This window comes from Actinocatenispora sera (genome assembly GCF_018324685.1).
Taxonomy (GTDB): domain Bacteria; phylum Actinomycetota; class Actinomycetes; order Mycobacteriales; family Micromonosporaceae; genus Actinocatenispora; species Actinocatenispora sera.
Genome location: NZ_AP023354.1, coordinates 520776 through 545595 on the forward strand (window position 1 = coordinate 520776; position 24820 = coordinate 545595).

The 24820-nt window shown below is 73.8% G+C and carries 20 protein-coding genes and 1 pseudogene; 9 read left to right on the forward strand and 12 right to left on the reverse strand.

Annotation, left to right across the window (positions count from 1 at the left end):
- Positions 1–11: 11 nt before the first annotated feature.
- Positions 12–665, reverse strand: a complete 654-nt coding sequence (locus Asera_RS02390; RefSeq protein WP_030446848.1) for a nitroreductase family protein — start codon at positions 663–665, stop codon at positions 12–14.
- Positions 666–777: 112 nt separating this feature from the next.
- Positions 778–2481, reverse strand: a complete 1704-nt coding sequence (locus Asera_RS02395) for an NAD-binding protein (RefSeq protein WP_051802371.1) — start codon at positions 2479–2481, stop codon at positions 778–780.
- A gap of 729 nt (positions 2482–3210) precedes the next feature.
- On the opposite strand from Asera_RS02395, the gene Asera_RS02400 reads away from it, so the two are divergent.
- Positions 3211–4365 (forward strand): hypothetical protein, encoded by a 1155-nt coding sequence (locus tag Asera_RS02400; protein ID WP_030446850.1) that lies wholly within the window; start codon positions 3211–3213, stop codon positions 4363–4365.
- A gap of 122 nt (positions 4366–4487) precedes the next feature.
- Here Asera_RS02400 and Asera_RS02405 read toward each other — a convergent pair whose 3' ends face one another.
- Positions 4488–5663: a DNA polymerase III subunit delta' gene (locus tag Asera_RS02405; RefSeq protein ID WP_030446851.1), complete on the reverse strand. Its 1176-nt coding sequence runs from the start codon at positions 5661–5663 to the stop codon at positions 4488–4490.
- 702 nt (positions 5664–6365) lie between these two features.
- Positions 6366–8456: pseudogene (gene tmk, locus Asera_RS02410) on the reverse strand (dTMP kinase); the annotation flags it as partial.
- Between the two features lie 354 nt (positions 8457–8810).
- Between tmk and Asera_RS02415 the strand changes: the two are divergent.
- Positions 8811–10001 (forward strand): amino acid deaminase/aldolase, encoded by a 1191-nt coding sequence (locus Asera_RS02415; protein WP_030446853.1) that lies wholly within the window; start codon positions 8811–8813, stop codon positions 9999–10001.
- A 2-nt stretch (positions 10002–10003) separates the two neighbouring features.
- Here Asera_RS02415 and Asera_RS02420 read toward each other — a convergent pair whose 3' ends face one another.
- Positions 10004–10546 (reverse strand): Uma2 family endonuclease, encoded by a 543-nt coding sequence (locus Asera_RS02420; RefSeq protein ID WP_084131730.1) that lies wholly within the window; start codon positions 10544–10546, stop codon positions 10004–10006.
- Positions 10547–10641: 95 nt separating this feature from the next.
- Complete coding sequence (locus Asera_RS02425; protein ID WP_084131781.1) at positions 10642–11193, reverse strand: TetR/AcrR family transcriptional regulator; 552 nt, start codon at positions 11191–11193, stop codon at positions 10642–10644.
- A 313-nt stretch (positions 11194–11506) separates the two neighbouring features.
- Here Asera_RS02425 and Asera_RS02430 point away from each other — a divergent pair, with 313 nt between their 5' ends.
- Both Asera_RS02430 and Asera_RS02435 read left to right on the forward strand, forming a co-directional pair.
- A complete protein-coding gene (locus Asera_RS02430; RefSeq protein ID WP_051802372.1) occupies positions 11507–13372 on the forward strand; it encodes an endonuclease/exonuclease/phosphatase family protein in 1866 nt (621 codons plus the stop codon).
- On the forward strand, positions 13369–14670 hold the full coding sequence (locus Asera_RS02435) for a D-arabinono-1,4-lactone oxidase (RefSeq protein WP_030446857.1): 1302 nt from the start codon (positions 13369–13371) through the stop codon (positions 14668–14670). The genes Asera_RS02430 and Asera_RS02435 overlap by 4 nt, the downstream gene beginning before the upstream one ends.
- A 94-nt stretch (positions 14671–14764) precedes the next feature.
- On the opposite strand, the gene Asera_RS02440 is transcribed toward Asera_RS02435, so the two are convergent.
- The 3 genes from Asera_RS02440 to Asera_RS02450 form a co-directional block, all read right to left on the reverse strand.
- Positions 14765–15334 carry a TIGR03086 family metal-binding protein gene (locus Asera_RS02440; protein ID WP_157034876.1) on the reverse strand — a complete coding sequence of 190 codons (570 nt, stop codon included), beginning with the start codon at positions 15332–15334 and terminating at the stop codon, positions 14765–14767.
- Between the two features lie 178 nt (positions 15335–15512).
- Positions 15513–16850: a serine hydrolase gene (locus tag Asera_RS02445; RefSeq protein ID WP_084131732.1), complete on the reverse strand. Its 1338-nt coding sequence runs from the start codon at positions 16848–16850 to the stop codon at positions 15513–15515.
- Positions 16851–16898: 48 nt separating this feature from the next.
- Positions 16899–17468, reverse strand: a complete 570-nt coding sequence (locus Asera_RS02450) for a DUF3887 domain-containing protein (RefSeq protein WP_212804491.1) — start codon at positions 17466–17468, stop codon at positions 16899–16901.
- Positions 17469–17693: 225 nt separating this feature from the next.
- Here Asera_RS02450 and Asera_RS02455 point away from each other — a divergent pair, with 225 nt between their 5' ends.
- The 3 genes from Asera_RS02455 (at position 17694) to Asera_RS02465 (ending at position 19055) form a co-directional block, all read left to right on the forward strand.
- On the forward strand, positions 17694–18296 hold the full coding sequence (locus Asera_RS02455; protein WP_030446861.1) for a GNAT family N-acetyltransferase: 603 nt from the start codon (positions 17694–17696) through the stop codon (positions 18294–18296).
- Between the two features lie 118 nt (positions 18297–18414).
- Complete coding sequence (locus tag Asera_RS02460; protein ID WP_030446862.1) at positions 18415–18759, forward strand: type II toxin-antitoxin system RelE/ParE family toxin; 345 nt, start codon at positions 18415–18417, stop codon at positions 18757–18759.
- The gene (locus tag Asera_RS02465; protein ID WP_211255610.1) at positions 18759–19055 is read left to right on the forward strand and encodes a helix-turn-helix domain-containing protein; all 297 of its coding nucleotides are present in this window, start codon (positions 18759–18761) and stop codon (positions 19053–19055) included. The genes Asera_RS02460 and Asera_RS02465 overlap by 1 nt, the downstream gene beginning before the upstream one ends.
- Before the next feature lie 29 nt (positions 19056–19084).
- Here Asera_RS02465 and Asera_RS02470 read toward each other — a convergent pair whose 3' ends face one another.
- Together Asera_RS02470 and Asera_RS02475 are read right to left on the reverse strand one after the other, a co-directional pair.
- A complete protein-coding gene (locus tag Asera_RS02470) occupies positions 19085–19984 on the reverse strand; it encodes a GNAT family N-acetyltransferase (protein WP_211255605.1) in 900 nt (299 codons plus the stop codon).
- 124 nt (positions 19985–20108) lie between these two features.
- The gene (locus Asera_RS02475; protein ID WP_051802374.1) at positions 20109–21539 is read right to left on the reverse strand and encodes an MFS transporter; all 1431 of its coding nucleotides are present in this window, start codon (positions 21537–21539) and stop codon (positions 20109–20111) included.
- Between the two features lie 84 nt (positions 21540–21623).
- On the opposite strand from Asera_RS02475, the gene Asera_RS02480 reads away from it, so the two are divergent.
- A complete protein-coding gene (locus Asera_RS02480; RefSeq protein ID WP_030446866.1) occupies positions 21624–22589 on the forward strand; it encodes an Lrp/AsnC family transcriptional regulator in 966 nt (321 codons plus the stop codon).
- 14 nt (positions 22590–22603) lie between these two features.
- Here Asera_RS02480 and Asera_RS02485 read toward each other — a convergent pair whose 3' ends face one another.
- Positions 22604–23962 (reverse strand): serine hydrolase domain-containing protein, encoded by a 1359-nt coding sequence (locus Asera_RS02485; RefSeq protein ID WP_051802375.1) that lies wholly within the window; start codon positions 23960–23962, stop codon positions 22604–22606.
- A 196-nt stretch (positions 23963–24158) separates the two neighbouring features.
- Between Asera_RS02485 and Asera_RS02490 the strand changes: the two genes are divergently transcribed.
- Positions 24159–24806: a CatB-related O-acetyltransferase gene (locus tag Asera_RS02490; protein WP_211255606.1), complete on the forward strand. Its 648-nt coding sequence runs from the start codon at positions 24159–24161 to the stop codon at positions 24804–24806.
- Positions 24807–24820: the final 14 nt, after the last annotated feature.

Genomic DNA, 24820 nt, shown 5'->3' on the forward strand with positions numbered 1-24820 from the left:
GCAGCGGTGGGTCAGATCTCCACGAGGACGTCGTCGAGCGGCTTGCGTTCGATGTCGGGCACCCGGGCGTCGGCGGCCGGATAGCCGACCGGCACCACCACGTACGCGCGTTCCTGCGCCGGCCGCCCGCAGACCTCGGTGAGGAACCGCATCGGGCTCGGCGTGTGCGTCAGCGTGGCGAGCCCCGCCTGGTGCAGCGCGGCCAGCAGGAAGCCGACCGCGATCCCGACCGACTCCTTGACGTAGTAGGGCCGCGGCGTCTCCGGCCCCTTGTGCACCTCGAACACCACGATCAGCGCCGGGGCGTCGGTCAGGAACGGCTTGTCCGGGTCGGTACCGAGCGGGGCCAGCGCGGCGAGCCACTCCGGTGACGCGCGCCGGGCGTAGAAATCGCGCTCCTCCGCCTCGGCCGCCGCCCGGATCCGGCGTTTGGTGTCCGGGTCGGTGACCACGACGAACCGCCACGGCTGCAGGTTCGCGCCGCTGGGTGCGGTGGCGGCGGCGCGAACCGCGGCGGCCAGCACCTCCCGCGGTACCGGCCGGTCGTCGAACTCGCGGATCGTGCGGCGGCGCGCCATCGTGTCGGCGAACTGGCGGGCTCGGGCGATCGCCTCGGCTTCCGGTACGTCGAAGCGGGGCGCGGGGATCGTCGGGTAGCCGGTCATCTGGGTCCCTTCCACAGCGGCTGTCGGGGAACCTCATGCTCGCCCGACCGAAGGCTGCCCGGCAGTCCCTCAGCCGGTCCCGTGCCGAGCCATCCGCGCGGCCGGGCCCCGGTCAGTCGCCGTCGTCCGGGGTGCCCGGGGACTCGTCGCTCGCGGCGAGCAGCCGGCCGAGCCCGGCACGGGTGGCCAGCACCATGATGCGCTGCCCGGCCCGCATCCGCAGCTCGAGCGCGGGCGCCCAGGTCCACTCCCCGTCGGTACCGCGCAGCGCGATGACCCGGCTCTCCCCGGCCACGTTGCCGATCCGTACCGCCTGGCCGGCGAGCTGCGCGCCGGCGGACACCGGCAGGTCGGCGATGACCAGTACCCGGCGGCCGACCGGGATGGTGTTGATGACCTGCCGTTCCACCAGCGCGGCGGCGAACACCGGCGCGGCGAGGTAGGCGACGCTGCGCGAGGTGGTGATGCCGAACTGCTCCTCCACCCGGGCGGCGAGGTCGGCGTCGAACAGCCGCAGCACCACCCGCAGGTCGGCGCGAGTGGCCGTGGCGTTCAGCGCGATCTCCAGGTTGGTCACGTCGTCGCTGGTCACCGGGACGAGCGCGCGGCAGCTGTGCAGGTTCGCCTGGCTGAGCACGTCGGACCGGGTGGCGTCGCCGTGGATCACCGGGATGCCCCGCTCCCGGCACAGCGCCAGGCCGGGGCCGTCCTCGCCGCTCTCGATCGCCACGACCCGTTCGCCCATGTCGTCGAGCTGGCGCACGATGCGCTCGCCCACGTCGCCGAGGCCGGTGACGATGACGTGGCCCTCCCGGTACACCGGGGCGGAGTGCTGCGCGGCGGTCAGCCGGGCCCGTACCACCCAGTCGACCAGCGCCGCGGTGATCGCCGGGATCAGCGCGACGCCGCCGATCATGGTGACCGCCTGGATCGCCTCCTCCAGGCCGGAGTAGCCGCGGTCCGGGTCGCCGGCGCCGGCGATGGTGAGCACCGTGTCGTACAGCGAGAAGCCGAGCGGATCGCCGAGCACGCCGACCCGCAGCACGATGCCGAGCACGATCAGCCCGAGCAGCACCCCGACCGCGATCGCGAGCCCGCGCCGCACGCTGCGCCGCAGCGCCTGCCGCATCCGGTACGAGGTGCGGGCGCGCGGGCCGGACCGCTCGCGCTGCCCGTCGGCGGTGGCGAGGACCAGGTCGTCGGGCCGGTTGCGGTTCGGCAGCAGGCTCAGCGGGCCGGTCGGTTCGGCGGTGCCGGCGAGCGCGCAGACCACCGAGTCGGCCGGTACGTCCCGGCGGCGCGCGGTGATCAGGGTGCGGGTGGGCAGCCGGATCGGGGCCGGCCGGTCGAGCGCGGCAGCGACGAACGCGGGAGCCGCGGTACTGGCGTCGTGCAGCGCGGTGCAGTCGGCGAACAGCTCGTGGATCCGGTACCGCAGGTTCGCGTTGGACATCCGGATGACCAGCCGCAGCTTCGGGCTGACCTCCTGCGCGCGCAGCGCGGCGTGCAGGTTGCCGACGTCGTCGTCGGCGACCAGCGCCAGCGACCGCGCGGTGCGCAGGTCGGCCTTCTCGAACACCTTGACGTCCAGCCGGCTCGACTCGATGATCTCCACGCCGTCGAGTTCGGCGATGTCGCCGGCCCGGTTGTGCCCGATCGACGGCACGATCGCCACGACCGACTCGCCGTGCCGGGTCGTCAGCTCCTCCACCAACCGGTACGCCAGCTGGTTGGCACCGCACACCACGATGCGGCCCCGGCGGGGACGCTGCCCGAACGGCAGCGAGATGGGCAGGACGCGGCGGGTGGGCGGCACAGGGCGATGGTAACCAAGATCGCATTTTCCGCCATGTCGGCCGGCGCGCGCGGACGTACCGGCTGGTCGGGATCTCGACGCGACGGGAACGGGCTGCGTAACCCATCCCCAGCACTTGCACGTTATGTACGTGGGTAGGCACAATCCGTGCCCGGAGCTCTCTCGATCCGATGAGGAGGTGGCGGCGGGATGGCATCCGCGATTCTGCCGGTACCTCCGTGTGGAGGTGCAGTGCACCAGGGGCGTACGGCGGTCGGCGCGCGGGCAGGCGATGCCGGCACCGTCCATACCAGCCCTGGCGCAGCTAACGGCGGCCCATGCCACACGGCGACCGTGGCCGGGCCGAGCCACCACGACGCGGATCCGGAGCACTCCGAGGAGAAAACCGCGGAGCGAGCAGATCGACGACCAATCCCGCCTGCTGGGTGTGGATGGGGGTGGCGGGCCGACCCGCAACCAGCGGGGCAGTGGCCCGCGCAACCCCCAGGTTCGGACGTACCGCACCCCGGGCGCGCCGGGGCGGGCAGCCAGCCCGCGCCGGGCTGCCCCGCGCCCGGGAGGTACCTCGCGCTCTGCTCACTCACGACACGCGGTCGGCTCCACCTTCCGCTCCATCACGGGCACGTGCCGGCGTTGCGCCGCCACGTGCCGGTCGCTCGCTCCGCGGGTACCCGTGCCGGCACCGCCGGCACGAACCAATCACGTACCCGATGCATTGAGGACATAACGATGAACCGCAAGTGGATCTACCGCGCGATGACCGCGGCTGTCGCCGTCGGCGGCATGCTGCTGTTCGGTGCGGCGTCCGCCGACGCCAGTACTCAGGTGGCGGCGGCCGACAAGCCGGCGGCGCTGGTCAACTCCGGCGGCGTCACGCACCCGGTCATGGTGCAGCACGACCCGGCGAGCCAGCTGGGTCAGCTGGGGCTGCCGATCACCGGTGGCTTCATGCACCCGGACACGGTGCACCCGGGTGCCGCGCAGCCGGGCACGGTGTTCAACGAGTCCGCCAGCACGCCGGAAGGCCTGCCGGGCATCTCGACGGGCAACCCGCCCACCAACGGCACCAAGGTCGACGTCCCGCAGCTGACCGGCGCGGCCGCACCGGTGGTCAAGCCGGTGCAGTCGCTGGCCGGCCCGGCCGCGGGACCGCTGTCCGGGCTGACCGGCACCGAGTCCGACGGACCGACCGATCTGGCCGACCCGAGCGGTCTGCCGGTCGTCGGACCGCTGCTGTCCGGCGCGACGCAGGGACAGCAGGCGCCGGCGCAGCAGCCGCCGGCGGCAGCGCCGCAGGCACCGACCGCGCAGGCACCGACCGGTGAGGTCGGCCCGACCGACAGCAACACCACCGAGTCGGCGTCGCTGCCGCTCGGCTCGGCACCGCTGCGGGCGGAGCCGGTGCCGTTCAAGGCGGCGCCGCTGCGGGCGGTGCCGGTGTTCGGCACCGAGGACGGGTTCACCATCGGGCAGAACAACCAGCTGCCCACCGACGGACTCGTCACCAAGGCCGGCAGCGGCCTGGGCAGCACGGTGGGCAAGCTCACCGGCGGCCCGAGCCTGTCCGGCCTGCCCGGCACCGAGTCGGGCACCGAGGGTTCCCCGGTCGACTCGCTCGCCGGCGGTGCGAACGTCGCCGGCCTGCCGGTCGGCGACCTGACCGGCCCGGTCACCAGCCAGCTGGGCTCGCTGCCGGGCCAGGAGGACGGGATGCTGTCCACCGGCGCGCCGGCGGCGGCACCGACCGGTGCCACCCAGGGCGGTGACGCACCGGCGGGTGTCGCACCGGCGAACCCGGACCAGCCCACCACCGGTGGCGCCCCGGGTCTCGGCTCGGACCCGCTGTCCAGCCTCACCGGCCTGGTCGGCGGCCTGGGCGCGTAACGCCAGGTAACACGGCGGGGCGCCCTTTCCGCAGCTGCGGGAAGGGCGCCCCTTCGTCTCTCCGCGATTCGCAGATGTCCACTGTGGACAGACTGGCGGGGCGCGCGGCCCGGCTCGCCGAGTCAGCCGCGCCAGAGGGTGAGCATCATCGACTCGACGGCGATCTTCGGCTTGACGTTCGCGGCGATCGCGTCCCGGCACTCCAGTACGGCGGTGAGCCGGCGCAACGTGGCGGCCGGTGCCCAGCGCTGCGCCGCCGCGGCCGTCAGCTCGGTCGCGTCCGCGTGCACCATCGGCACCGGCGCGGCCAGCCGGGTCACCAGCACGTCCCGGTAGAAGCCGGCCAGATCGGTCAGCGCCCGGTCGAGCGCATCCCGCTGCGCCCGGGTGGCACGGGTCTTCTGCCGCTTCTCCAGCTCCTTGAGCTGCCCGGCCGAACCCCGGGCGGCGCCGGCCGAACCCCTCCCGGTACCGCCGGCGCCGAGAGCGGTGGCCAGCTCGTCGCGTTCCTTCGCGGACAGCTCCGAGTACTCGTCGGCGCTCTCCCGCTCGGTCGCGGTGACCAGCTCGCCGGCCGCGTCGAAGCAGGCGGCGAGGCTGGTCAGCTTGCGCGGGATGGCGAGTACCGCCTGGCGGGTGGCCCGCGCGATCTCGTCGGTGGCGAGCTTGCGGGCCCGGCCGATGTGCCCCTGCGCCGCCGCCGCGGCCCACGCCGCCGTCGCCGGATCGGTACCGCCGTCGGCCGCGAGCACCGCCGCCACCGCCGCCACCGCCGGAGTGCGCAGAGCGACCACCCGGCAGCGGGACCGGATCGTCACCGAGATGTCGTCCGGATGCGTGGACGGGGTGCACAGCAGGAACACCGTCCGCGCCGGCGGCTCCTCGATCGCCTTGAGCAGCGCGTTGCTGGCCGCCTCGGTGAGCCGGTCGGCGTCGGCGATGACCAGGATCTGCCACCGGCCGGACGACGGCGCACCCTGCGCCCGCAGCACCAGCGCGCGCATCGCGTCGACACCGATCGTCAGCCCGTCCGGCACCACGAACCGCACGTCCGCGTGGGTACCGGCGAGCACGGTGTGGCAGGACCGGCACTCGCCGCAGCCGCCCTGCTCGCACTGCAGTGCGGCGGCGAACGCCCGGGCGGCGCCGGAGCGACCCGAGCCGGGCGGGCCGGTGAACAGCCAGGCGTGCGTCATCGCGTGCGCCGGCGCGCCGCCGGGCCGGCCGACGCTCGCGGCGCGGCGCAGCACGGCCACCGCCTCCGGCTGCCCCACCACGGAGTCGAACACGTCCGCCATGGTCGCTCAGCGCTTCCGGCGCGGCCGCCGCCGGCGCAGATCGCCGGTGCGGGACGGCATGATCATGGTCTCGTCGTCGTACCCGGGCTGCTCCGCCTGCTGCCCCCACGGGTCGAAGCCGGGCGGGGCCGCCGGGAACACCGTCGTCTCCGTCGACGACCGCCAGGGGTCGCTCGGCTCGGACACCACCGGCAGCACCGTCGTACCGTCCGGCCCGGTCGCCGGGGCCGCCTCGGCACCGATCCGGGGCGGCACGCTCGTCTCGCCCGCCTTCTCCGGCGCCGCACCCGCCTCGTCGGAGACCCTCGGCAGCACGCTCGTCTCGTCGCCCGCCGCCGGCAACACAGTGGTCTCATCGGAGACCCTGGGCAACACCGTGGTCTCGTCGGCCGGCGCGCCAGACGACCGGGGCACGGCCGCCGTGGGCGACGCGGTCGTCTCGGCGTGCTGCGGCGATTCGGCGGCGGTCGCCGGCGTCGCGGGTGACGTCGCTTCCCGGCTACCGGGGTCGGACGGTGTCGGCGGCAGCACGGCGGTGGCCTCCGGGCGCGGCCCCGGCCACTGGCCGGACGCCGCGCGGTCGTCACCCGACGCCGCGATCCGCCCGTACTCCGTGCCGGTCGGTTCGGGGCCGTCCGGCACAGCGTCCGTCGTGGTCGGGGTGGCGGCCCCGTCCGGCGCCGCCGCGCCGGAGCCGGCGCTCGGGCCCGAGCCGGCACGGGGGCGGGAGTCGGCGTGCGGGCGGGAGTCGGCGTGCGGGCCGGAGTCGGCACTCGGCCCCGAGCCTTCGCTCGGGCCGGAGCCGGTGTCGGTCCCGTCGGTCGGCTTGAGCAGCCGGGAGACCCGCTCCCGGACCCGCTCGGCGATCTGCTCCTGATCCAGCGTGGCGTCCAGTACCAGGTAGCGGGAGGGGTCGCGCTCGGCCAGGTCGAGGAACGCCTGCCGGACCCGCTCGTGGAACAGGATCGACTCGGCCTCCAGTTTGTCGGCCGCGCTGCGGGCGGCGGCTCGCGCCAGCCCGACGTTCGGGTCGATGTCGAGCAGCACGACGAGGTGGGGCCGCAGGCCGCCGGTGGCCCAGTCGGACAGCCAGCCGATCTCCTCGGACGGCAGGGTACGTCCCGCGCCCTGGTAGGCCAGCGACGAGTCGACGTACCGGTCGCTGACCACGACGGCGCCGCGCTGCAGTGCCGGCCGGACCACGGTGGCGACGTGGTGCGCCCGGTCCGCCGCGTACAGCAGCGCCTCCGCCCGCGGCGACACGGTGGTCTCGCCGGCGTCCAGCACCAGCCCGCGGATCCGCGCACCGACCTCGGTCGCGCCCGGCTCGCGGGTCACCACCGCCTCGTTGCCGTGCACCCGCAACCAGGCGGCCAGCTTGATGACCTGGGTCGACTTGCCGGCGCCCTCGCCGCCCTCGAACACCACGAACAGGCCGCTGCCCTCGGGCGGCTCCGGCCGGCCGAGCGGGCGTCCCCGGATCGAGGAGATGAGGTCGGCAAGCAGCGGCACGCCGCGCTTGTCGTCCATCTGCCGCAGCGCGGCGAACCCGGCGAACACCCCGACCACGCCGGCGGCCAGCAGCAACACCCGGGTGGAGCTGATGCTGACGGCGACCGGCCCGAGCGACAGCACCCGGGACGAGCCGATGCCGACCAGCACGCTGGACGCGGACAGCGTCAGCAGCAGCACGCCCTGCACCGACACCTGGATGAACGAGTACACCCGGCCGCGCATCGCGTCCTCGATCTCGACGCCGAGCAGGGTGATGCCGTTCAGGAAGGCCATCCCGGCTCCGGCACCGACCACGACGGTCAGGAACGCGGCGACGAACAGGTGCGGGGCGAGCGCGAGCAGCCCGACCGCGCCGGTGGCGAGGATGATCGACAGCCCGAACCAGCGCCGCCGGGACAGCTGCCCGACCAGCTTGGGGCCGGCGCCGATGCCGATCCCGAGGCCGACGAACAGCAGCGCGAACAGCAGGAAGAACGACGCGTCGCCGCCGCCGAGCGACTTGGCGTAGGTCCGGCCGGCGCCGATCACGACACCCGCCGCGGCGAACGCGCCGAAGATGCCGAGCACCAGGCCGCGGGCGAACCGGAACCGGGCGATGTAGCGCCAGCCGTCCACGAACTGGCGGAGCATGCCCTCCTCGGGCTTCTCCGGCCGGGACTCCCGGTGGCCGGAGATCTCCTTGATGCCGAACCACACCATCAGCGCGGTCGCCGCGTACGTCAGCGCGTTGAGCATCAGCGCCACCGAGTACGAGGAGCCGAAGCCCAGCGCGCCGATCAGCCAGTTGAGGAACGCGAGGACGAGGCCGGCGAGGATCGGGGTCACGCCGTACGTGGTGGCCATGGCGAGCTGGTTCGCCCGCTCGAGCCGCTTCTTCGGCACCAGGTTCGGTACCGACGCCTCCTTGGCCGGGGCCCACATCATCTGGCAGGTCTCGATCATGAAGGTGGCGACGGCGAGCCAGGCGGCGGTGACCACGTTGCCGGCGACGATGCCGACGATCGGGATCGACGCGTACAGCACGAAGCGGGTCGAGTCGCAGATCACCATGGTGCGGCGGCGGTCGAACCGGTCCGCGAACACGCCGGCGATCGGCCCGAGCACCAGCGCCGGGATCAGCCGGACCACGATCGCGCCGGAGAACGCGGCGCCCTGCGCCGCCGGGTTGGAGAACAGGCTGGAGGCGAAGGTACTGGTGGCGAGGATGCCGAGCCAGTCGCCGATGGAGGAGAAGCCGAGCACTATCCACAGCCGGCGAAACGCCCGGAGCCGCAGGATCGCCTTGATCTCGGCGATGCCGGACAGCTCGCTGCCGCCTGGCGGCTCGGCTCCGCCGGTGCCCGATCGCTCCTGCGCGGGATGCGTGGCGATGACTGACTCCTCCCCCGTTGCGGGCGGGGCACCGGTGGCACGGTGCCGGGCCGCCGGCCGCGCGGTCGACGACGGGTCCGTCGGGCCCTCGCGCGTGCATTCCACTGTATCGGTGGGTTGTTCAGGGTAGGTCCGCGCGGAGGCCGGCGCCGGCGCGCCCCGCCGCGCGGAGCGGTGAGGGTCACCACGGTGGCGGATTCATGAAGAGATCTCGCGTTTGACCGCCTCCGGCGTTACGTTTACCGCCATGGAGCAACGCTCGTGAGCGCCGCGCTGCGAGATCGGCTGGACGCGGCGACCGCCGAGCTGGACCCGCCGTTCGCGGCGGTCGATCTGACCGCGTTCCGTACCAACGCGGCCGAGCTGCAGGCCCGCGCGGCCGGCCGGCCGATCCGGGTGGCGAGCAAGTCGGTGCGCTGCCGGGCGCTGCTGTCCGCCGCCCTGGCCGAGCCGGGCTTCGCCGGCATCATGGCGTTCACCCTGCCCGAGGCGGTGTGGCTGGCCCGGTCCGGCCACCCCGACGTGCTCGTGGCGTACCCGAGCGTGCACCGCGCGGCGCTCGCCGAGCTGTCCGACGAGACCCTCGCCGAGCGCATCACCGTGATGATCGACTCGCCGGAGCAGCTCGACCTGATCGACTCGGTGCTGCCGAGCAACCGCCCGCCGGTACGGGTCTGCCTGGAGCTGGACGCGTCCTGGCGGCCGCTGTTCGGCGCGGCGCACATCGGGGTCCGGCGCTCGCCGCTGCACACCCCGGCGCAGCTGGCCCGCGCGGCCCGTACCGTGGTCGCCCGGCCGGGGTTCCGGCTGGTCGGCGTGATGGCGTACGAGGCGCACATCGCCGGGCTGCAGGACCACCCGCCGGGCCGCCCGCTGTACGGTGCGCTGCTGCGCCGCATCCAGCACGTCTCCCGGTCCGAGCTGGCCGCCCGGCGCACCGCCGCGGTCGACGCGGTACGGCAGGTCGCCGAGCTGGAGTTCGTCAACGGCGGCGGGACCGGCAGCGTGCACACCACCGCGGCCGAGCCGGCGGTCACCGAGATCGCCGCCGGCTCCGGGCTGTACGGCCCGGCCACGTTCGACGGCTACGCGGCCTGGCGCCCCCATCCGGCGGCGTTCTTCGCCCTGCCGGTGGTGCGCCGCCCGGCACCGGGCGTGGTCACCGTGCTCGGCGGCGGCTGGGTGGCCTCCGGCGTACCGCGCGGCGACCGGTTGCCGCGCCCCACCCTGCCGGCCGGGCTGCGCTACGTCGGCACCGAGGGGGCCGGCGAGGTGCAGACCCCGCTGACCGGGCCCGGGGTGCGGGAGCTGGCCATCGGCGATCGGGTGTGGTTCCGCCACGCCAAGGCGGGCGAGCTGTGCGAGCGGGTCGACGAGCTGCACCTGGTCGACGGCGACCGGATCGTCGACACCGTCCCCACCTACCGCGGCGAGGGCCACGCCTTCCTCTGATCTCAGCTCGCGTCCGCGCCCTCGGCCTCGATCTCGTCCAGCGACGCGGTGCGGGCCAGCTCGTAGCGGCCGCGCTCGCCGAGCACGAACACCTCCACGTTGTAGCCGACGATGTCGCCGTCCTCGTCCTCGTTCTCGGTGATCCGCCAGAACTCGGGGATGCCGAGCTTCGCGTACAGGATCGGCTTGTCCCGGAAGTCGTTCTCCGCCGTGCTCGGCGACACCACCTCGACCGCCAGCGCGATCTGATCGGGGGCGAAGTACGCCTCGCGCAGATCAGGCTCGCCCTTGAACACGCCGACATCGAGCACGCGCGTCTGCTTCGTCGCGATGCGGATGCCGACCTCCATACCGGCAACCAGACCGCGACCACGAAACATCTGAACAAGGCCCATCTGGACGTTCGTGTGCCACTGGGCAGCGGGTGTCATCACGAGAATGTTTCCCCCATGGAGTTCGAAACGGGTACCGGGAGGGAGCAATCCCTCGGCGGTCTCCACAGTGAACCCCTCGCCCGCAACTCCGCGATCGGTCGTCGCTGCCATCGTGCGCACCTCCGGTCGTGGTCCCGACAACCAGGGTAGGAGGTACCGGCGCCGCCGCGCCGGGCCACGCGCGGGCCGGCGCTTGCCGGCGGCGGTCAGACGGTGACGTAGTTGGCGAGGTACTGCCGGATCAGCGCCTTGGCCTCGGTGATCACCGCGGGGTCGCCGTCCGGCGTGCGACGGAAGGCGAGCTTGATCAGCGCGTCGCCGGTCTCCACCGCGATGGTCAGGGCGAAGTCGAGCCGCTCGTCGGCGGTCAGATCGAACCGCTCGACCAGCACGTCGCGCAGCTTGCCGACGATCACGTCGTTGTTGTCCCGGTGCTCGTCCAGCAGGTGGGTGTCGACGATGTCGCCGAAGTGCAGGCCCCGGAAGCCCGGGGTGCTGCGCTGCATCTCGACGTACTCGTCGATGACCGCGTCGACGCCGTCCCACCAGTGCCGCAGGCCGCCGTCGGTGAAGCGGCGGGAGATGTGCTGCAGGTACGTCTCCAGGTTGCGGACGGTGACCGCCTGCACGACGGCGCGCTTGTCCGGGAAGAACTGGTACACCGAGCCGATCGCGACGCCGGCGCGTTCGGCCAGCAGCGTGGTGCTCAGCCCGTCGTAGCCGAGTTCGTCGACGAGTTCGGCGCAGGCGTCGAGCATCCGCTGCACCCGCGCGGCGCTGCGCTCCTGGACCGGAACGCGCCGCAGCGGGGCGCCGCCCTTCCGCCCGGACGCCTGCCGGCCCTGCGCCACCGTCACCGCCCCCTCACCGTGCGCGCACCCGGCCAGCGAGTGCGCCGGGTGGTGCGGAACCGCCCACCAGACCTAGGATCGCACCACTTCGTGCCGGCCCCGCCGCGGAGTACGCGGCGGCCGCCGCCGACCCTGGGCGGGCCCGAGTCGCGTTGTCCATCATGCCCGATGCGATCTTGACGGCGTTGACGTTGCCAGACATGAGGAGTATTCACCTATCATGACCCGGCGGATCCTGGCGACGGCGCTCGGCGTCCTGTTGCTCCTCGACGCGCTGCGCGTCTTCCTGCCCTCGCTCATCACGATCTTCGGCGACGCCGGCAGTACCTCGCCGGCCCTGCTCGGCGGGTTCGCGCTGGCGTGGTTCGCCGCCGGCCTGGTCGCCGCCGTCGTCGGCCGGTACACCTACAGCGGGGTGGTGCGGGCCGCCGGCGCCGCGGCCCTGCTCGCCGGGCACCTCGCGCTGCTGTTCACCGACGGCGGCCAGCCCCAGCTGTACGCGGCGGCCGTCGCCGTCGCCGGCGGCTACTGGTACATCACCGGCGATGCGCTCTCCGGCGCCCGGCTCGCCGCGACCGACCGCACCCAGCCGCGGCTCGTCGGCGCCTGGCACGCGGTCGGCGTCACCGCCGGGCTCGCCGCCGGTACCGTGCTGGACACCCTGCTGAGCACCGAGGACCTGATCTGGCGGCACGGTGCCGGCTGGATGCTGCTGCGGATCGCGCTGCTGGTCGCGTTCGCGATCGCCGTGCTCGCCACCGCCGCGCTGCACGTGCCCGCCGGCGCCCCCGCCCGGCGGTACTGGTCGGCCGTCGGCCCGGCGATCCTGCTGTACGGGGTGCTGACCGGCGCCGCCGCCCGCGCCGGTGCCGGCACGATGCCCGCGCCGCTCGCGGTCGCCCTGGTCACCGGCGCCGGCGTACTGGCGGTGCTCGTCGCGGCCCGCCCCAGGCTGACGGGTACCGCCTGGGTGCCGGCGGTGGCGCTGCCGCTGCTGGTGCTCGCCACGTTCCCGACCACCGACGGCGGCCAGGCCACCTGGTACGGGCCGGTCGCGCAGGCGCTCGGCGCGCTGGCACTGGCCGGCTGCCTCGGCTGGGCCGGACTGCCGGGCAGCGGCGCCGGGTCGATCTGGCGCGGCCTCGCGGCCGGCGGCGGGCTGTTCGGCGCGGGCGCGTTGCTGTTCGGCTACTACGCCGCCTACGACGCCTCGATCGGCATCCCGAACGGGATCCTGCTGCTGATCGCGGCGCTGTGGATCGGCGCCACCGCGGCCCCGTGGCGCCCGATCCGGGCGACGGTGCGGCAGCGGCCGGCCACGATCGTGGCGATCCCGGTGCTCGCCGTGCTGGCCGGGCTGGCCGGCGCGTTCGTGGTGACGGCGCCGCCCGCGGCGGCCGACGCGTCCGGCAACAGGCTGCGGCTGGTCACCTACAACATCCGGATGGGGTTCGACCTGCGCGGCCGGTTCGCGGTGGCCGACGTGGCGGCCGCGCTCGCCGCGCAGCACCCGGACGTGGTGCTGCTCAACGAGGTCGACCGCGGCTGGTTCCTCAACGGCGGCCACGACGACCTGGTCGCGGTGGCCCGCCGGCTGCACATGGCCTACGAGTTCGGGCCGGCGGCGGACCAGGTGTGGGGCGACGCGGTGCTCACCCGGCTGCCGATCCGGCAGGTACGCCGGGTCGCGCTGCCGGCCGAGGGGCCGACCGGCGCCGGCGCCCTCGCCGTCACCGTGTCGCTGGGCGACACCGACCTCGCCGTGGTGGCGACGCACTTCCAGCCGGCCGGGGACACGCCGCCGCAGTCGCAGGCGCGGGCCGCGGCGAAGCTGGTCCGTACGCTCGGGCCGCGGGTGGTGCTGGCCGGTGACCTGAACGCGCAGCCTGGTTCGCCGGCGCTCGCGACGCTGGAGTCCGCCGGGCTCAGCGAGCAGCGGTCCGTGCCGTCCTATCCGTCGAATCACCCGATCAAGCACATCGACCACGTGTACGCCACGAACGCCGTCACCGTCTCGGACCTGGTGGCGGTGCGCACGACCGCGTCGGATCATGTACCGGTGGCCGTCGAGCTGGAGGTGCGATGACCAGTCCACAGTGGACGAACTGGGCCGGCAACCAGCGGGCCGTCGCGCGTGAGGTCGCCGAGGCCGGCTCGGCCGAGCGGGTCGCCGAGATCGTCGGCCGGGTACGCGAATCGGGCGGCACGCTCAAGGCGATCGGGTCCGGGCACTCGTTCACCGGCGCGGCCCGCACCGACGGGGTGCGGCTGGCGCCGGCGAGCGGGCGCTACGCGGTCGACCGGGAGGCGAAGCGGGTCACCGTACCGGCGGGGATGCCGCTGCACGAGCTGAACCGGGTGCTCGCCGCGGTCGACCTGGCGCTGCCGAACCTGGGCGACATCGACCGGCAGACGATCGCCGGCGCGATCTCCACCGGTACCCACGGCACCGGCGCGAAGCTGGGCGGGTTGGCCACGTTCGTCGCCGGGCTGACGCTGGTCACCGGCACCGGTGAGGTGCTGCACGCCTCGCCGACCGAGAACCCGGACGTGTTCGAGGCGGCCCGGTTGGGCGTCGGCGCGGTCGGCGTGCTCACCGAGCTCGAACTGTCCTGTGTGGACTCCTTTCCACTGCGGGCAGACGAGCGGCCGATGCCGCTGGACACCGTTCTGTCCACAGTGGACGAACTGGCCGCGGCCAACGACCACTTCGAGTTCTACTGGTTCCCCTACACCGAGCTGACCTCGGTCAAGCGCAACAACCGGCTCGGCCCGGACGAGGCGCCGCACCCGCTGCCGAAGTGGCGGCAGGTGCTCGACGACGAGCTACTGTCCAACACCGCCTTCTCGGTACTGTGCAAGCTGGTGCGCCGCGCGCCGGCGCTGGCGCCGCGGGTCAACGGGCTGTCCGCGCGGGCGCTGTCGGCCCGCAGCTACGCCGACCGGTCCGACCGGGTGTTCTGCACGCCGCGCCGGGTCCGGTTCGTCGAGATGGAGTACTCCATCCCGCGGGAGGCGCTGACCGAGGCGTTCGCCGGGCTGCGCCGGGCGGTCGAGACCTGCGGCGTGCGCATCGCGTTCCCGGTCGAGGTGCGGGTCGCGGCGGCCGACGACGTCTGGCTGTCCACCGCGCACGGCCGGGACGCCGCCTACCTCGCGGTGCACCAGTACGTGGGAATGGCTTACGAGCCGTACTTCCGCGCCGTGGAGGCGGTGATGCGCGGCCTGGACGGCCGGCCGCACTGGGGCAAGCTGCACTGGCGGGACGCGGACTCGCTGCGCGCGAGCTACCCGCGGTTCGACGACTTCGTCGCGGTGCGGGACCGGCTCGATCCGGACCGCGTGTTCGCCAACGACTACACCCGGCGCGTCTTCGGCGACTGAGCCCGGCCCCGTCGATCAGGAAGTCCCGTGGCCGGACCGCGACGTCGTCCCGGCACCGCACCATGATCGACCGGACTGGTGGTCGGGCACGCCGTCACGGGGTCCAGGTCGGAGCGCGGCCGGCGAGCGCGACGACCCGGTCGAGCAGCGGCGCGTCATCGGCCACCGGTACCGGCGGGGCGAACAGCCCCTCCTGTCCCTTGCCGCCGGTGCGCTCCACCGTGGCGGTGACCCAGCCGTGCGCGGCCCGCAGCGCCGGCTCGTCCGCCCGGTACGGCGCGCCGATCGCGCGGGCCAGATCCCAGCCGTGCAGGACCAGCTCGTCGGTGACGATCTGGCCGGCCATCGCGCCCGGCATCTCCCGGCCGAAGAACTGCACGGTGCCCTCCCACGCCGCCGGCAGCTGCCAGGCGTCCGCGAGCTCGTCCAGCACCCGGGGCAGCCGCTCCCGCCAGTCGGCCGGCAGCTCGGTCGGCCGCGGGCCGCCGGGTACGGCCTGCTTCTGCGCCAGCATCCGGAACCCGACGGTGAGCTGCGCCAGGTGCGCGAGCAGCTGCCGTACGGTCATCTCGGCGCACGGCGTCGGACCGTCGAGCTGGTCGTCGCGCACCCGACCGACGAGACCCGCGACCTCGCGCGTGATCGGCTCCAGGTCCACCACCATGGCTCCCCCTCGCATCCGCCGTACCGGGCCGTGCCGGTTTCATGATGGCAGCCCGCACCGGCCCCGGCGGCGCGGGCCCGGACCACCGCAGTCCGGTGCCGGCGGCGGGGGCCCGGGGGCGACCGCACGCTCGGTGCCGTGGCGGGGGCCCGGTCGCGACCGCGGCGGGCCGGCGGGATCAGCGGCGGGCGGCGAGTTCCAGCCCGCCGCGGGCGAGCGCGAGCACCTCGGGCAGCAGCGCGGTCTCGTCGAACGCCTGCTCGGGGTCGGACAGCAACAGGCTGGCGGCGACCTGCTCGCCCCGTTTCGTACCGGCGAGGAAGTTCACCGTGAGCACCCCCGGTTCGCTGCCGCCCTTGTACCAGACCAGCGGGAACCGGCGCCGGTCCAACCCGATGTACTGGTCGTTGGTGGACATCGCGGTGCCGAGCGGCGCCATGCCGCCCACGCGGTACCGGTCGGACAGGCCGGCGAGCGCCCGGCAGATGTCGGCCGGCGTGGCGAACCACTCCAGCGTGTTGACCCGGCGCGGTGTCGTCCACGGCGTGATGGCCGACAGCGGTACCCGGTCGACCCGCGCGAGCCGCGCCCGCCGGACCGGGACGGGGGCCCGCTGGTAGCCGGCGGCCAGCCGCGGGTAGTCGTGGCCCTTGAGCACGAACAGCTCCCGGGTGGTCAGGAACGGCAGGTCGGCGGCGGGATCGGCGGTACCGAGGCGGCCCAGCTCGTGCTCGACCCGGGTCCGGCCGACCCGGTGGATCAGGTGATCGGCGGCGGTGTTGTCGCTGATCGAGATCATGTACCGGGCGAAGTCCGCCAGGCTGAGCTCGGTGCCGGCCGGTCGGTCCTGCAGCACCCCGCCGGGCAGGCTCTTCCAGTCGTCCCGGATCGCGAGCTGCTCCCGCCAGCTCGCCCGCCCGGCGGCGATCTCGTCGGCCAGCGCGCCCAGCACGTACAGCTTGAAGGCGGAGCCGAGCGGCCGGCGGGTGTCCGGCGCGATGCCGTGCACCACCGTGGTGTCACCGCCGCGGCCGATGCGGGCGGCGGCGAACGACACGTTCGGCGCCAGCGCCCGGGCCCGGCGGTCCAGCTCGGCCCAGGTCCGTGGCGTCTCGTGGTAGGCGGCGAACTTCAGGCCGGTGATCAGGCCGGTGTCCTCGACATCGACCCGCACGACCCACCGGCCCGCGCCGACGGCGAGCCGCTCCGCCCTGGTCGCGGTGCTGGCCAGGGACCGGCCGGCGGTCAACGGGCCGATCTGGGCGAAGACCTCGTTCAGCGCGTCCGCGCCGCCGATCGCCGCCAGCGTCTCGGCGGCGAGGTGCGCGGCCAGTTCCTCGGCCGGCACCGGCGCCTGCCGGGTGGCGCCGATCAGCCAGCGCAGCTGCCGGTCCGCGGCGTGCTCGGCGCGGTCCGGCTCGGCGCCGGCCGGCGTGCCGACCGCCACCCCGACCGCGACCGCCAGCGGCAGCGCGTACCCGACCGCCGACATGATGCCGCGACGATCGATCCCCATGGGGCCCTCCCTCGTGTCTCGGGCCCCGCAGGATCTCCAGCCGGGCCCCTAGGTCTGTGCAACGGGCAGCACGAGCAGCCCGGCGATCGCACCGCCGTCGTCGTACGCGACGCGCAGGGTGGCGTCGCCCGCCTCGCAGCGGACCGCCACGTCCACCACCGTGTGCCGGCCGATGCGCCGGACGAACGTCGTGCCGATCCCCTCGTACCGGCCGATGCTGTCGGTCAGTTCGGCCCACACGGCGGCGAGCCTCGTGGCGTCGACGGCGCCCGCCATCCGGGGCGAGAACCGGCTGACCACCGCCGGCCACCGGCCCTCGGTCAGGTCGACCAGGATCCGGACGGACCGGTCGGCGGCGTCCGGCAGCGGCGCCAGGCCGGTGTCCGAGCGCTCGCCGGCCCGCCCGAACCGCTGGTACGCCGCCTGCCGGGTGATCCCCAACGTCTCACCGATCACCTCCCAGGTCTCGCCGGCCGACCGGGCGGCGCGGACCGCCCGGTGCAGCCGGCGGTCGGCGGCGCGCAGCGCGTCGTGCGCCGCGATCACCTCCGTGAGCGGGTCGTGCTCCCCGGTGTCAACCGTCTCCTGACGATCGTGCCGTGTCAATTTCTCCTTCACGGCAGCCCGCTCTCGGCGCGCCGCACTGCGGCAGGTGGCGTCGCAGTAGAGTCGCACCCGGCCCTTGGATTTCTTTTGTACCAACGGTTTATCGCACTGCCGGCAGCGCACCGGCGCCTCGTTGCCCGCCATGATCCCACCCCCTTTGCGTGCCGCACGAAATACTAGTGCCGGCGGCACGAAAGGAAAAGCGTGCCGGCGTGCCAGGGATGGCAGGATGGGCGGGTGCCGTCGCTGATCGAGCCCGTCGTCCCGCCCGGACGGATGTCCGGCATCCCCCAGCCCGTCCTGACCGAGCCGCCCGGCGGGAGCTCGACCGCCCGCGGCGCGCTGCTGCTGCGCCCCTGGCGCGACGCCGACGCACCCGCGCTGGCGCGGGCGTACCAGGATCCGGCGATCCGGCGCTGGCACGCGCGGTCGATGAACGAGGACGAGGCGCGCGACTGGATCCGGCAACGGGCCGAGCGCTGGTCCGCCGAGGCCGGCGCGGACTGGGCGGTCAGCTCCGACGGCACGCTGGCCGGCCGGATCGGGCTGCGCACCGTCGATCTCACCGAAGGCCTCGCCGAGGTGGCGTACTGGACGCTGCCGGCCGCCCGCGGCCACGGCCTCGCCGGCCGGGCGCTGGGCCGCCTCACCCGGTGGTGCACCGACGAACTCCAGCTGCACCGGCTGGAGTTGTTGCACGCCATCGAGAACACCGCCTCCTGCCGGGTCGCCGAGAAATCCGGCTACCGGTACGAGGGCACGCTGCGCCAGTCGGTCCCGCACGCCGACGGCTTCCACGACATGCACCTGCACGCCCGCCTCGCCACCGACCCCACCTGACCGGTACCGGACGCTCGCCGACTCACCACCACCTGGTTCGCGAGCGCGTTCGCCACCGTGGACGCGAGGTTCAGCTAGCCACGTTGTTGCGAGCAGCCCATAGCATCATCGCTATGACATGGGTACCGTCGAGCTTGAGCCGGAGGTCCGGAAGTGGCTGGAGGGGTTGTCCACCGAGCATTTCGCCACGGCGGCGTTCTACATAGAGCTGCTGGCTGACAAAGGCGCGTTGCTCGGCGAGCCGTACAGTCGGCAGTTGGACGGAAAGCTACGGGAGCTGCGGTTCCACATCGACGGGCAGTCGGTCCGCATCACGTGCTGGATAGCGGCATCGAGGCGAATCATTCTCTTGACCACGTTCCACAAGACGCGGATGCGAGAGGGCCGGCAGGTGGATCGGGCCCGGCAGGCGCTGGCACGGTGCATCTCGGCACAGCACACAGTGGATGGGGAGGGCCGGTGATGGAGCGGAGCGAGTGGACGGAACTGCGTGATCGGCGCATGGCAGAGCCGGGTGCCGCCGAAGCGTTCGAAGCAACCCGTATCGCCTTCGAGTTGGGGCGCTCGGTACGAGAGTTGCGGGAGCGTCGGGGCTGGAGCCAGCGCCGGCTGGCGGATCAGGCGGGTATGACGCAGTCTGCGGTTGCCCGATTCGAAAGTGGCGGGACGGTCCCCACGATTCCGGTACTGGAGCGGCTCGCCCGGGCGCTCGGTGCCGAGCTCGTCGTTCGCCTTGCGCCCGGTGCCGACGTCGCCTGACTGCGCCGACACCGACGGCCGGGACCTCGTCAGGGCCGGGCGGCGAGGTGGATCAGGGTGATGGTGACGTGCATGCCGACGTGGCGGTAGAGATCGAGTGCGCCGGTACGGGAGTCGGTCGACAGCTGCGCCCGTTGCGCGCCACGGGTTCGCGCCGCGCCGAACGCCTCGGCGAGCAGGGCGCGGGCCAGGCCACGGCCGCGCTGGTCGGCCCGTACCGCGAGCTGGTTGATCCACGCATCGCCGTCGGTGTCGAGCAGGTGGCAGGCGCCGACGATCTCGTCGCCGTGCACGACCACGAGCAGCTGCGCCGGCCGGAACCCGGGCCGGCCGAGCACTCCGGCCGCCCAGTCCTCGTACCCGGTGGGGCTGCGGTCCGGCCACTCGGCGAACGCGTCCTCGATGGTGCGGTAGACGGCGCGTTCCTCGCCCGGCCGGTACGGGCGGATCGCGTATCCGGCCGGTAGCGGCGCGGCGGGGATCACCGCACCGGCCGGCAGCTCCAGTACCCAGCTGGTCCAGAGCGGGGTGTAGCCGTTGCGCCGCAACAGGTTCACCGCGTCGACGGCCCGCTCCGGTACGGTCTGGCCGATCAGGTCGCTGCCCACCTCCCGGGCGCGCCGGCGGGTCCAGCCGAGCAGCGCGGTGCCGATGCCGCGGCCCCGGTGGTCGGGATGCACGTACACCTCGGCCCGCCGGCCCTGGTAGACCTCGGCGTAGCCGACCAGCCGGTCGCCGTCGAGCACGGCGAGCGTGTCGGCGGTGAGGTCGAAGCTGGGCCGCTGCCAGTCGCCGACGATGTCGGCCTCCTCGATGACCGCCTCACCGAGGTCGACCCGTTCGCAGTCGGCCATCAGCGCGGTCACCGCCGCCGCGTCCGCCGCGGTCAGTGGCCGGGTGACCAGCTCGGCCGGCATCGTCGTCGTCACCCCCGCAGCATGCGCCCACCCACCCGGATCGGCACCGGAATTTCGGCCGGCGCCGCCTCCCGAACCTCGCGGCGGAACACCGGCCGGCCACACCGTCGCGAACCGATGCGGCCGACACCCCGGCTCAGCGACGGGTGCCGCGGCTCAGCAGAGCGGTGAGGAGCGCGCCGAGCAGGGCCACCGTGCCGGCGATCAGGAACACCCGGTCGAGCCCGGTGACGTACCCGTCCGGGCCGCCGTGGGCCGCACCGAGCTGGTGCGCGAAGACCGCGCCGTAGCCGGCGATGCCGGTACTGAAGCCGATCTGCTGGAAGGTGTTGTTGACACCGGAGGCCATGCCGACCCGCGACGGCTCGACGACCGAGACGGCCAGCGCGCCGAGCGGCGGCAGGGTGAGCCCGACGCCGACCCCGACGACCAGGAAGCCGGGTACCAGCGCCGTCCAGCCGGTGGTGGGGCCGAGCCGGCACAGCAGCAACAGTCCGGCACCGAGTACGACCAGCCCGGCGGCGACGAGCCGAGCCACGCCGAACCGGTCCATCAGGGTGCCGACCAGCGTGCCGACGAGCAGGATCGGCGCGGTGATCAGCAGGAACCGTAGCCCGGTCTGCAGCGCCGAGTAACCGAGCGGGCCCTGGAACCAGAGCGACAGGTAGACGTACAGCGGGAACAGCGATCCCTGCGCGGCGAGCGCGGCGACCTGGGCGCCGGTGAACCTGCGGCGGCGAAACAGCGCCAGGTCGAGCAGCGGCGCCGGATGCCGGTGCTCGACGAGGACGAACGCCACCAGTCCGACGACCGCGCCGGCGAACAGCAGCAGCACCTGGACGCTGCCCCAGCCGGCGTCGTTTCCGCGCAGCAGGGCGAGAACCAGCAGTACCAGCGCGGCGCTCAACGCGGCGGCACCGCCGAGATCCAGCCGCTGGCCGCGGTCCGGCCGCGCCTCGTGGCGCAGGGTGACGGCGGCGAGGACGACGGTGATCGCCGCGATCGGCAGGTTGAGGAAGAAGATCCACCGCCAGCCCAGCCCGGTGGTGATCGCGCCGCCGAGCAGCGGGCCGGCCGCCGCGGCGACGCCGGCGACCGTGCCGCGGATCGCGAACGCGGTGCCCCGCGACGGGCCCGGATAGTACCGGGCGATCAGCGCCAGCGTGGTCGCGAACATCAGCGCGCCGCCGGCGCCCTGCACGGCGACGGCGCCGACGAGTGCGCCGGTCGTCGGGGCGAGGCCGCTGGCCAGCGAGGCGACGGCAAACAGCGTCACGCCGGTGACGAACACGGTGCGGTGGCCGAACCGGTCGCCGGCCGAGCCGCCGATCAGTTGCAGCGCGGCGAGGGTCAGTGCGTAGCCGTCGACGACCCACTGCAGCGTGGTCTGGTCGCCGCCCAGATCGCGGTGGATGGCGGGCAGCGCCACGGACACGACCGTGGCCTGCAGCAGCAGCATGAACACCGCCAGCGCGACGGCGACGACCGGCCACCAGCCGGCGAGCGGGCCGGCGTTCGGTTCGGGTGGGGCCGCGGCGCCGGCGGTGCGATCAGCTTCGGTAGACATGCCGCGAGCGTCATTGCCGGCCGACGAATGCTCCAGCCATCAACACGCTTCTGCCGGATCTCGACACGAGCTAGCATCCGAGGCATGGAATCGGTCGTGCTCGACGAGATCGATCTGAGCCTGATCCACGCGCTCACCATCGACGGGCGCGCCCCGTTCAGCCGGATCGCCGCGGTGCTCGGGGTCTCCGACCAGACCGTCGCCCGGCGGTACCGGCGGTTGCGCCGCGCCGACGTGATCCGGGTGGTGGGCCGGCTGGACGCGCGGCGGCTCGGGCACGTCGTCTGGGCGCTGCGGCTGCGGGTCGCCCCGGGCTCCGCCAACGCCGTCGCGCGGGCGCTCGCGAAGCGCCCCGACACCTCGTACGTGCAGCTGGCGTCCGGCGGTACCGAGGTGCTGTGCGGCACCGAGGCGAGCAGCGAACACGACCACGCGCAGCTGCTCGAACAGCTCACCGAGACCCGGCCGGTCCTCGCGATCAGTGCCCAGTGCGTGCTGCACGTCTTCCGCGGCGGGCCGGCCGCCTGGCCCGCCCTGACCACCGCGCTCGACCCCGGGCAGGCCGCGCGGCTCGACCCGTACCCGGGGGTCGCGCCGAGCGAGGTGGTGCTCGACGACGGCGACCGTGCCCTGCTCGATGCGCTGAGCGTCGACGGCCGGGCCGCGCACGCCACGATCGCGCACGCGACCGGCTGGCACGAATCGACCGTACGGCGCCGGATCGACGCGCTGCGCTCGGCCGGCGCGCTGTTCGTCGACGTCGACATCGACGAGCGACTGTTGGGCGTGCATGCCAACACGCTGTTGCTGATGAGCGTGGCGCCGGCCGCGCTGAGTTCGGTCGGCGAGGCGCTCGCCGAGCACGAGCAGGTCGCGTTCGCCGGGGCGACGACCGGCGCCACGAACCTGGTTGCCAGCCTGATGTGCGCCGACGTGTACGCGCTCTACGACTACCTGACCGACCGGCTCGCCGCGATCCCCGCGATCAGCAGCATCGAGACGGTACCGATCGTGCGCACCATCAAGCGCGGCAGCATCTTCGGCGGCTGACCGGCGGCCCGGTGTCAGCCGGTGACCCGGGTGGCTTCGACGTCGGCGTCCGGGACGAGTTCCTGGTGCAGGACGAGGACGCGGTCGCCATCCCGGATCGGGAAGCGGACGTCGACGTTGAGCACCCGGGCCCGCCAGCCCCCGTCGGTACCGGCGGTCAGCGGCACCGGCGGCTGCCCCGGCACGGTGAGCGTCAACCCCGCGTCCGTCTCGGCGACCACGAACTCGTCGTCCCTGCTGACGTACCGCCCGGCGAGGTCGCTCGCCGCCACCGCCGGGGTGGGCGCCCCCGCCGCGGCCGGCCAGCCGTACTCGCGCCGCAGTGCCGGCAGCAGCACGTCGGTGATCAGCTGGTACCCGTGGTCGCCGTTGGTCATGATCGCGGCGCCGCTGCCGTCGTCCAGGTGGATGCCGGCCCAGCTGCGGTACCCCTCGTTGCTGCCGCTGTGGCCGACGAACGCCGGGGCGCCGGGTTCGGCGATGCCGACGCCCAGCCCGTACGCCCTGTTCGGAGCGCCGCGGGTGAGCATCGCGCGGGTCGACCGTGCGGACAGCAGTGCGCCCGGGGCGCCGGCGGCGCTGTCCCGGATCGCGGCGAAGAACCGGGCAACGTCGGTCGCGGTGCTCCACATGCCGGCCGCGGCCAGGTCCGCGTAGGTGTGCCAGCCGCCGGCGACCGGGGCCGGACCGGCCCGGTGCGCGGACGCGGCGCGCACCGCCCGGGCCCGGTCGAGGGGCTGGGCGAACGTGCTGTGCACCATGCCGGCCGGCTCGAACACCAGCTCCCAGGCGAGGGTGTCGACGTCGAGGCCGGTCACGTCGGTCAGCACCAGCTGCGCGATCGTGTACCCGCCGCCGGAGTAGCTGTGCCGCACCCCGGGCACCGCGGTGACCCGCACCGGCGCCGAGTTTCCCCTGCCGTCGAGGATGTCGGGCACCGACGGCACCGGCATCCCCGGCGGGTAGCCGGCCAGGCCGTGCACGGTGGTACCGGCGGTGTGGGCGAGCAGCTGGCGCAGCGTGACGTGCGGCTGCCAGCCGTCGTTGGCCGGCAGCTGCCACGACTTGAGCAGGTCGTTGACGTCGGTGTCGAGGTCGAGCACGCTCTCGTCGACCAGCCGCAGCACGCAGGCGGCGGCGATCGACTTGCTGATGGACGCGGCCTGGAACAGCGTGTCCGGCTCGACCGGTGCGTCGCTGGTGACGCTGCGGCGGCCCATGGTCCAGGTCTGGGTCACCTGGCCGTGCTCCAGCAGCGCGATGGAGATGCCCGGTACGTGGTGGTCGGCGAGGGCCGCCGCGAACCCGAGCGGGCGGTCGGATCTCGGCCGCTCCAGTTGGTACCGGTCCAGGAACTCCGGCAGGTCCCCCATGACGTCCTCCGCGCTGCGTTCGGTCCGATTCGCTTGGATGACATCGTATTGACATCACATAGACGCCGTCAATGCCATCACGCGACATCGTCGGTCTCTGGACGGCCGGACACGCTCGGTCGATCCGGGCTTTGCGCAGGTCAGCTAGGGTTTATGGCCGCCGCAAGGTGCGGCCGGAGAGACCGCGAAGGACACGATGTTGGGACCCGATCCGACCGCCGTACACCCGCTGGCCGCGCACGAGCGGGTGGTGTTCCTCAAGCCGCTGGTGACCGCACCGCACCTCGTCGTCGGCGAGTACACCTACTACGACGACCCGGACGACGCCACGAACTTCGAGACCCGCAACGTGCTCTACGCGTACGGGCCAGAGCGGTTGATCATCGGGAAATACTGCGCGATCGCCACCGGGACCAGGTTCCTGATGGCCGGCGCGGCCCATCCGACCGTGGGCGTCTCGACCTACCCGTTCACCATGTTCGGCGGCCGGTGGACCGAGCAGACGCTGGACATCGTCACCTCGATGCCCAGCCGCGGCGACACCGTCATCGGCAACGACGTCTGGATCGGCTACCAGGCGACGATCATGCCCGGCGTGACGATCGGTGACGGCGCGATCATCGCCGCCGGCTCCCTGGTCACCGGCGACGTGGCGCCGTACACGATCGTCGGCGGCAACCCGGCGAAACCGATCCGGCAGCGGTACGACGACGCCGACGTCGAGCGGCTGCGCCGGGCCGCGTGGTGGGATTGGCCGGTCGAACTGGTCACCGAGCACGCCCGCACGATCATGGCCGGCACCCCGGCCGACATCGCACGCATCGCCGCAGACCGCGCCCAGTGAGTCCGCCGAGCCGA

Coding starts and splice junctions, on each gene's coding strand:
- Asera_RS02390 (WP_030446848.1), bottom strand. CDS start 665: ATGACCGGCTACCCGACGATCCCCGCGCCCCGCTTCGACGTACCGGAA.
- Asera_RS02400 (WP_030446850.1), top strand. CDS start 3,211: ATGAACCGCAAGTGGATCTACCGCGCGATGACCGCGGCTGTCGCCGTC.
- Asera_RS02405 (WP_030446851.1), bottom strand. CDS start 5,663: ATGGCGGACGTGTTCGACTCCGTGGTGGGGCAGCCGGAGGCGGTGGCC.
- Asera_RS02420 (WP_084131730.1), bottom strand. CDS start 10,546: ATGGCAGCGACGACCGATCGCGGAGTTGCGGGCGAGGGGTTCACTGTG.
- Asera_RS02425 (WP_084131781.1), bottom strand. CDS start 11,193: ATGCTCGACGCCTGCGCCGAACTCGTCGACGAACTCGGCTACGACGGG.
- Asera_RS02430 (WP_051802372.1), top strand. CDS start 11,507: ATGACCCGGCGGATCCTGGCGACGGCGCTCGGCGTCCTGTTGCTCCTC.
- Asera_RS02435 (WP_030446857.1), top strand. CDS start 13,369: ATGACCAGTCCACAGTGGACGAACTGGGCCGGCAACCAGCGGGCCGTC.
- Asera_RS02440 (WP_157034876.1), bottom strand. CDS start 15,334: ATGGTGGTGGACCTGGAGCCGATCACGCGCGAGGTCGCGGGTCTCGTC.
- Asera_RS02445 (WP_084131732.1), bottom strand. CDS start 16,850: ATGGGGATCGATCGTCGCGGCATCATGTCGGCGGTCGGGTACGCGCTG.
- Asera_RS02460 (WP_030446862.1), top strand. CDS start 18,415: ATGGGTACCGTCGAGCTTGAGCCGGAGGTCCGGAAGTGGCTGGAGGGG.
- Asera_RS02465 (WP_211255610.1), top strand. CDS start 18,759: ATGGAGCGGAGCGAGTGGACGGAACTGCGTGATCGGCGCATGGCAGAG.
- Asera_RS02475 (WP_051802374.1), bottom strand. CDS start 21,539: ATGTCTACCGAAGCTGATCGCACCGCCGGCGCCGCGGCCCCACCCGAA.
- Asera_RS02480 (WP_030446866.1), top strand. CDS start 21,624: ATGGAATCGGTCGTGCTCGACGAGATCGATCTGAGCCTGATCCACGCG.
- Asera_RS02485 (WP_051802375.1), bottom strand. CDS start 23,962: ATGGGGGACCTGCCGGAGTTCCTGGACCGGTACCAACTGGAGCGGCCG.
- Asera_RS02490 (WP_211255606.1), top strand. CDS start 24,159: ATGTTGGGACCCGATCCGACCGCCGTACACCCGCTGGCCGCGCACGAG.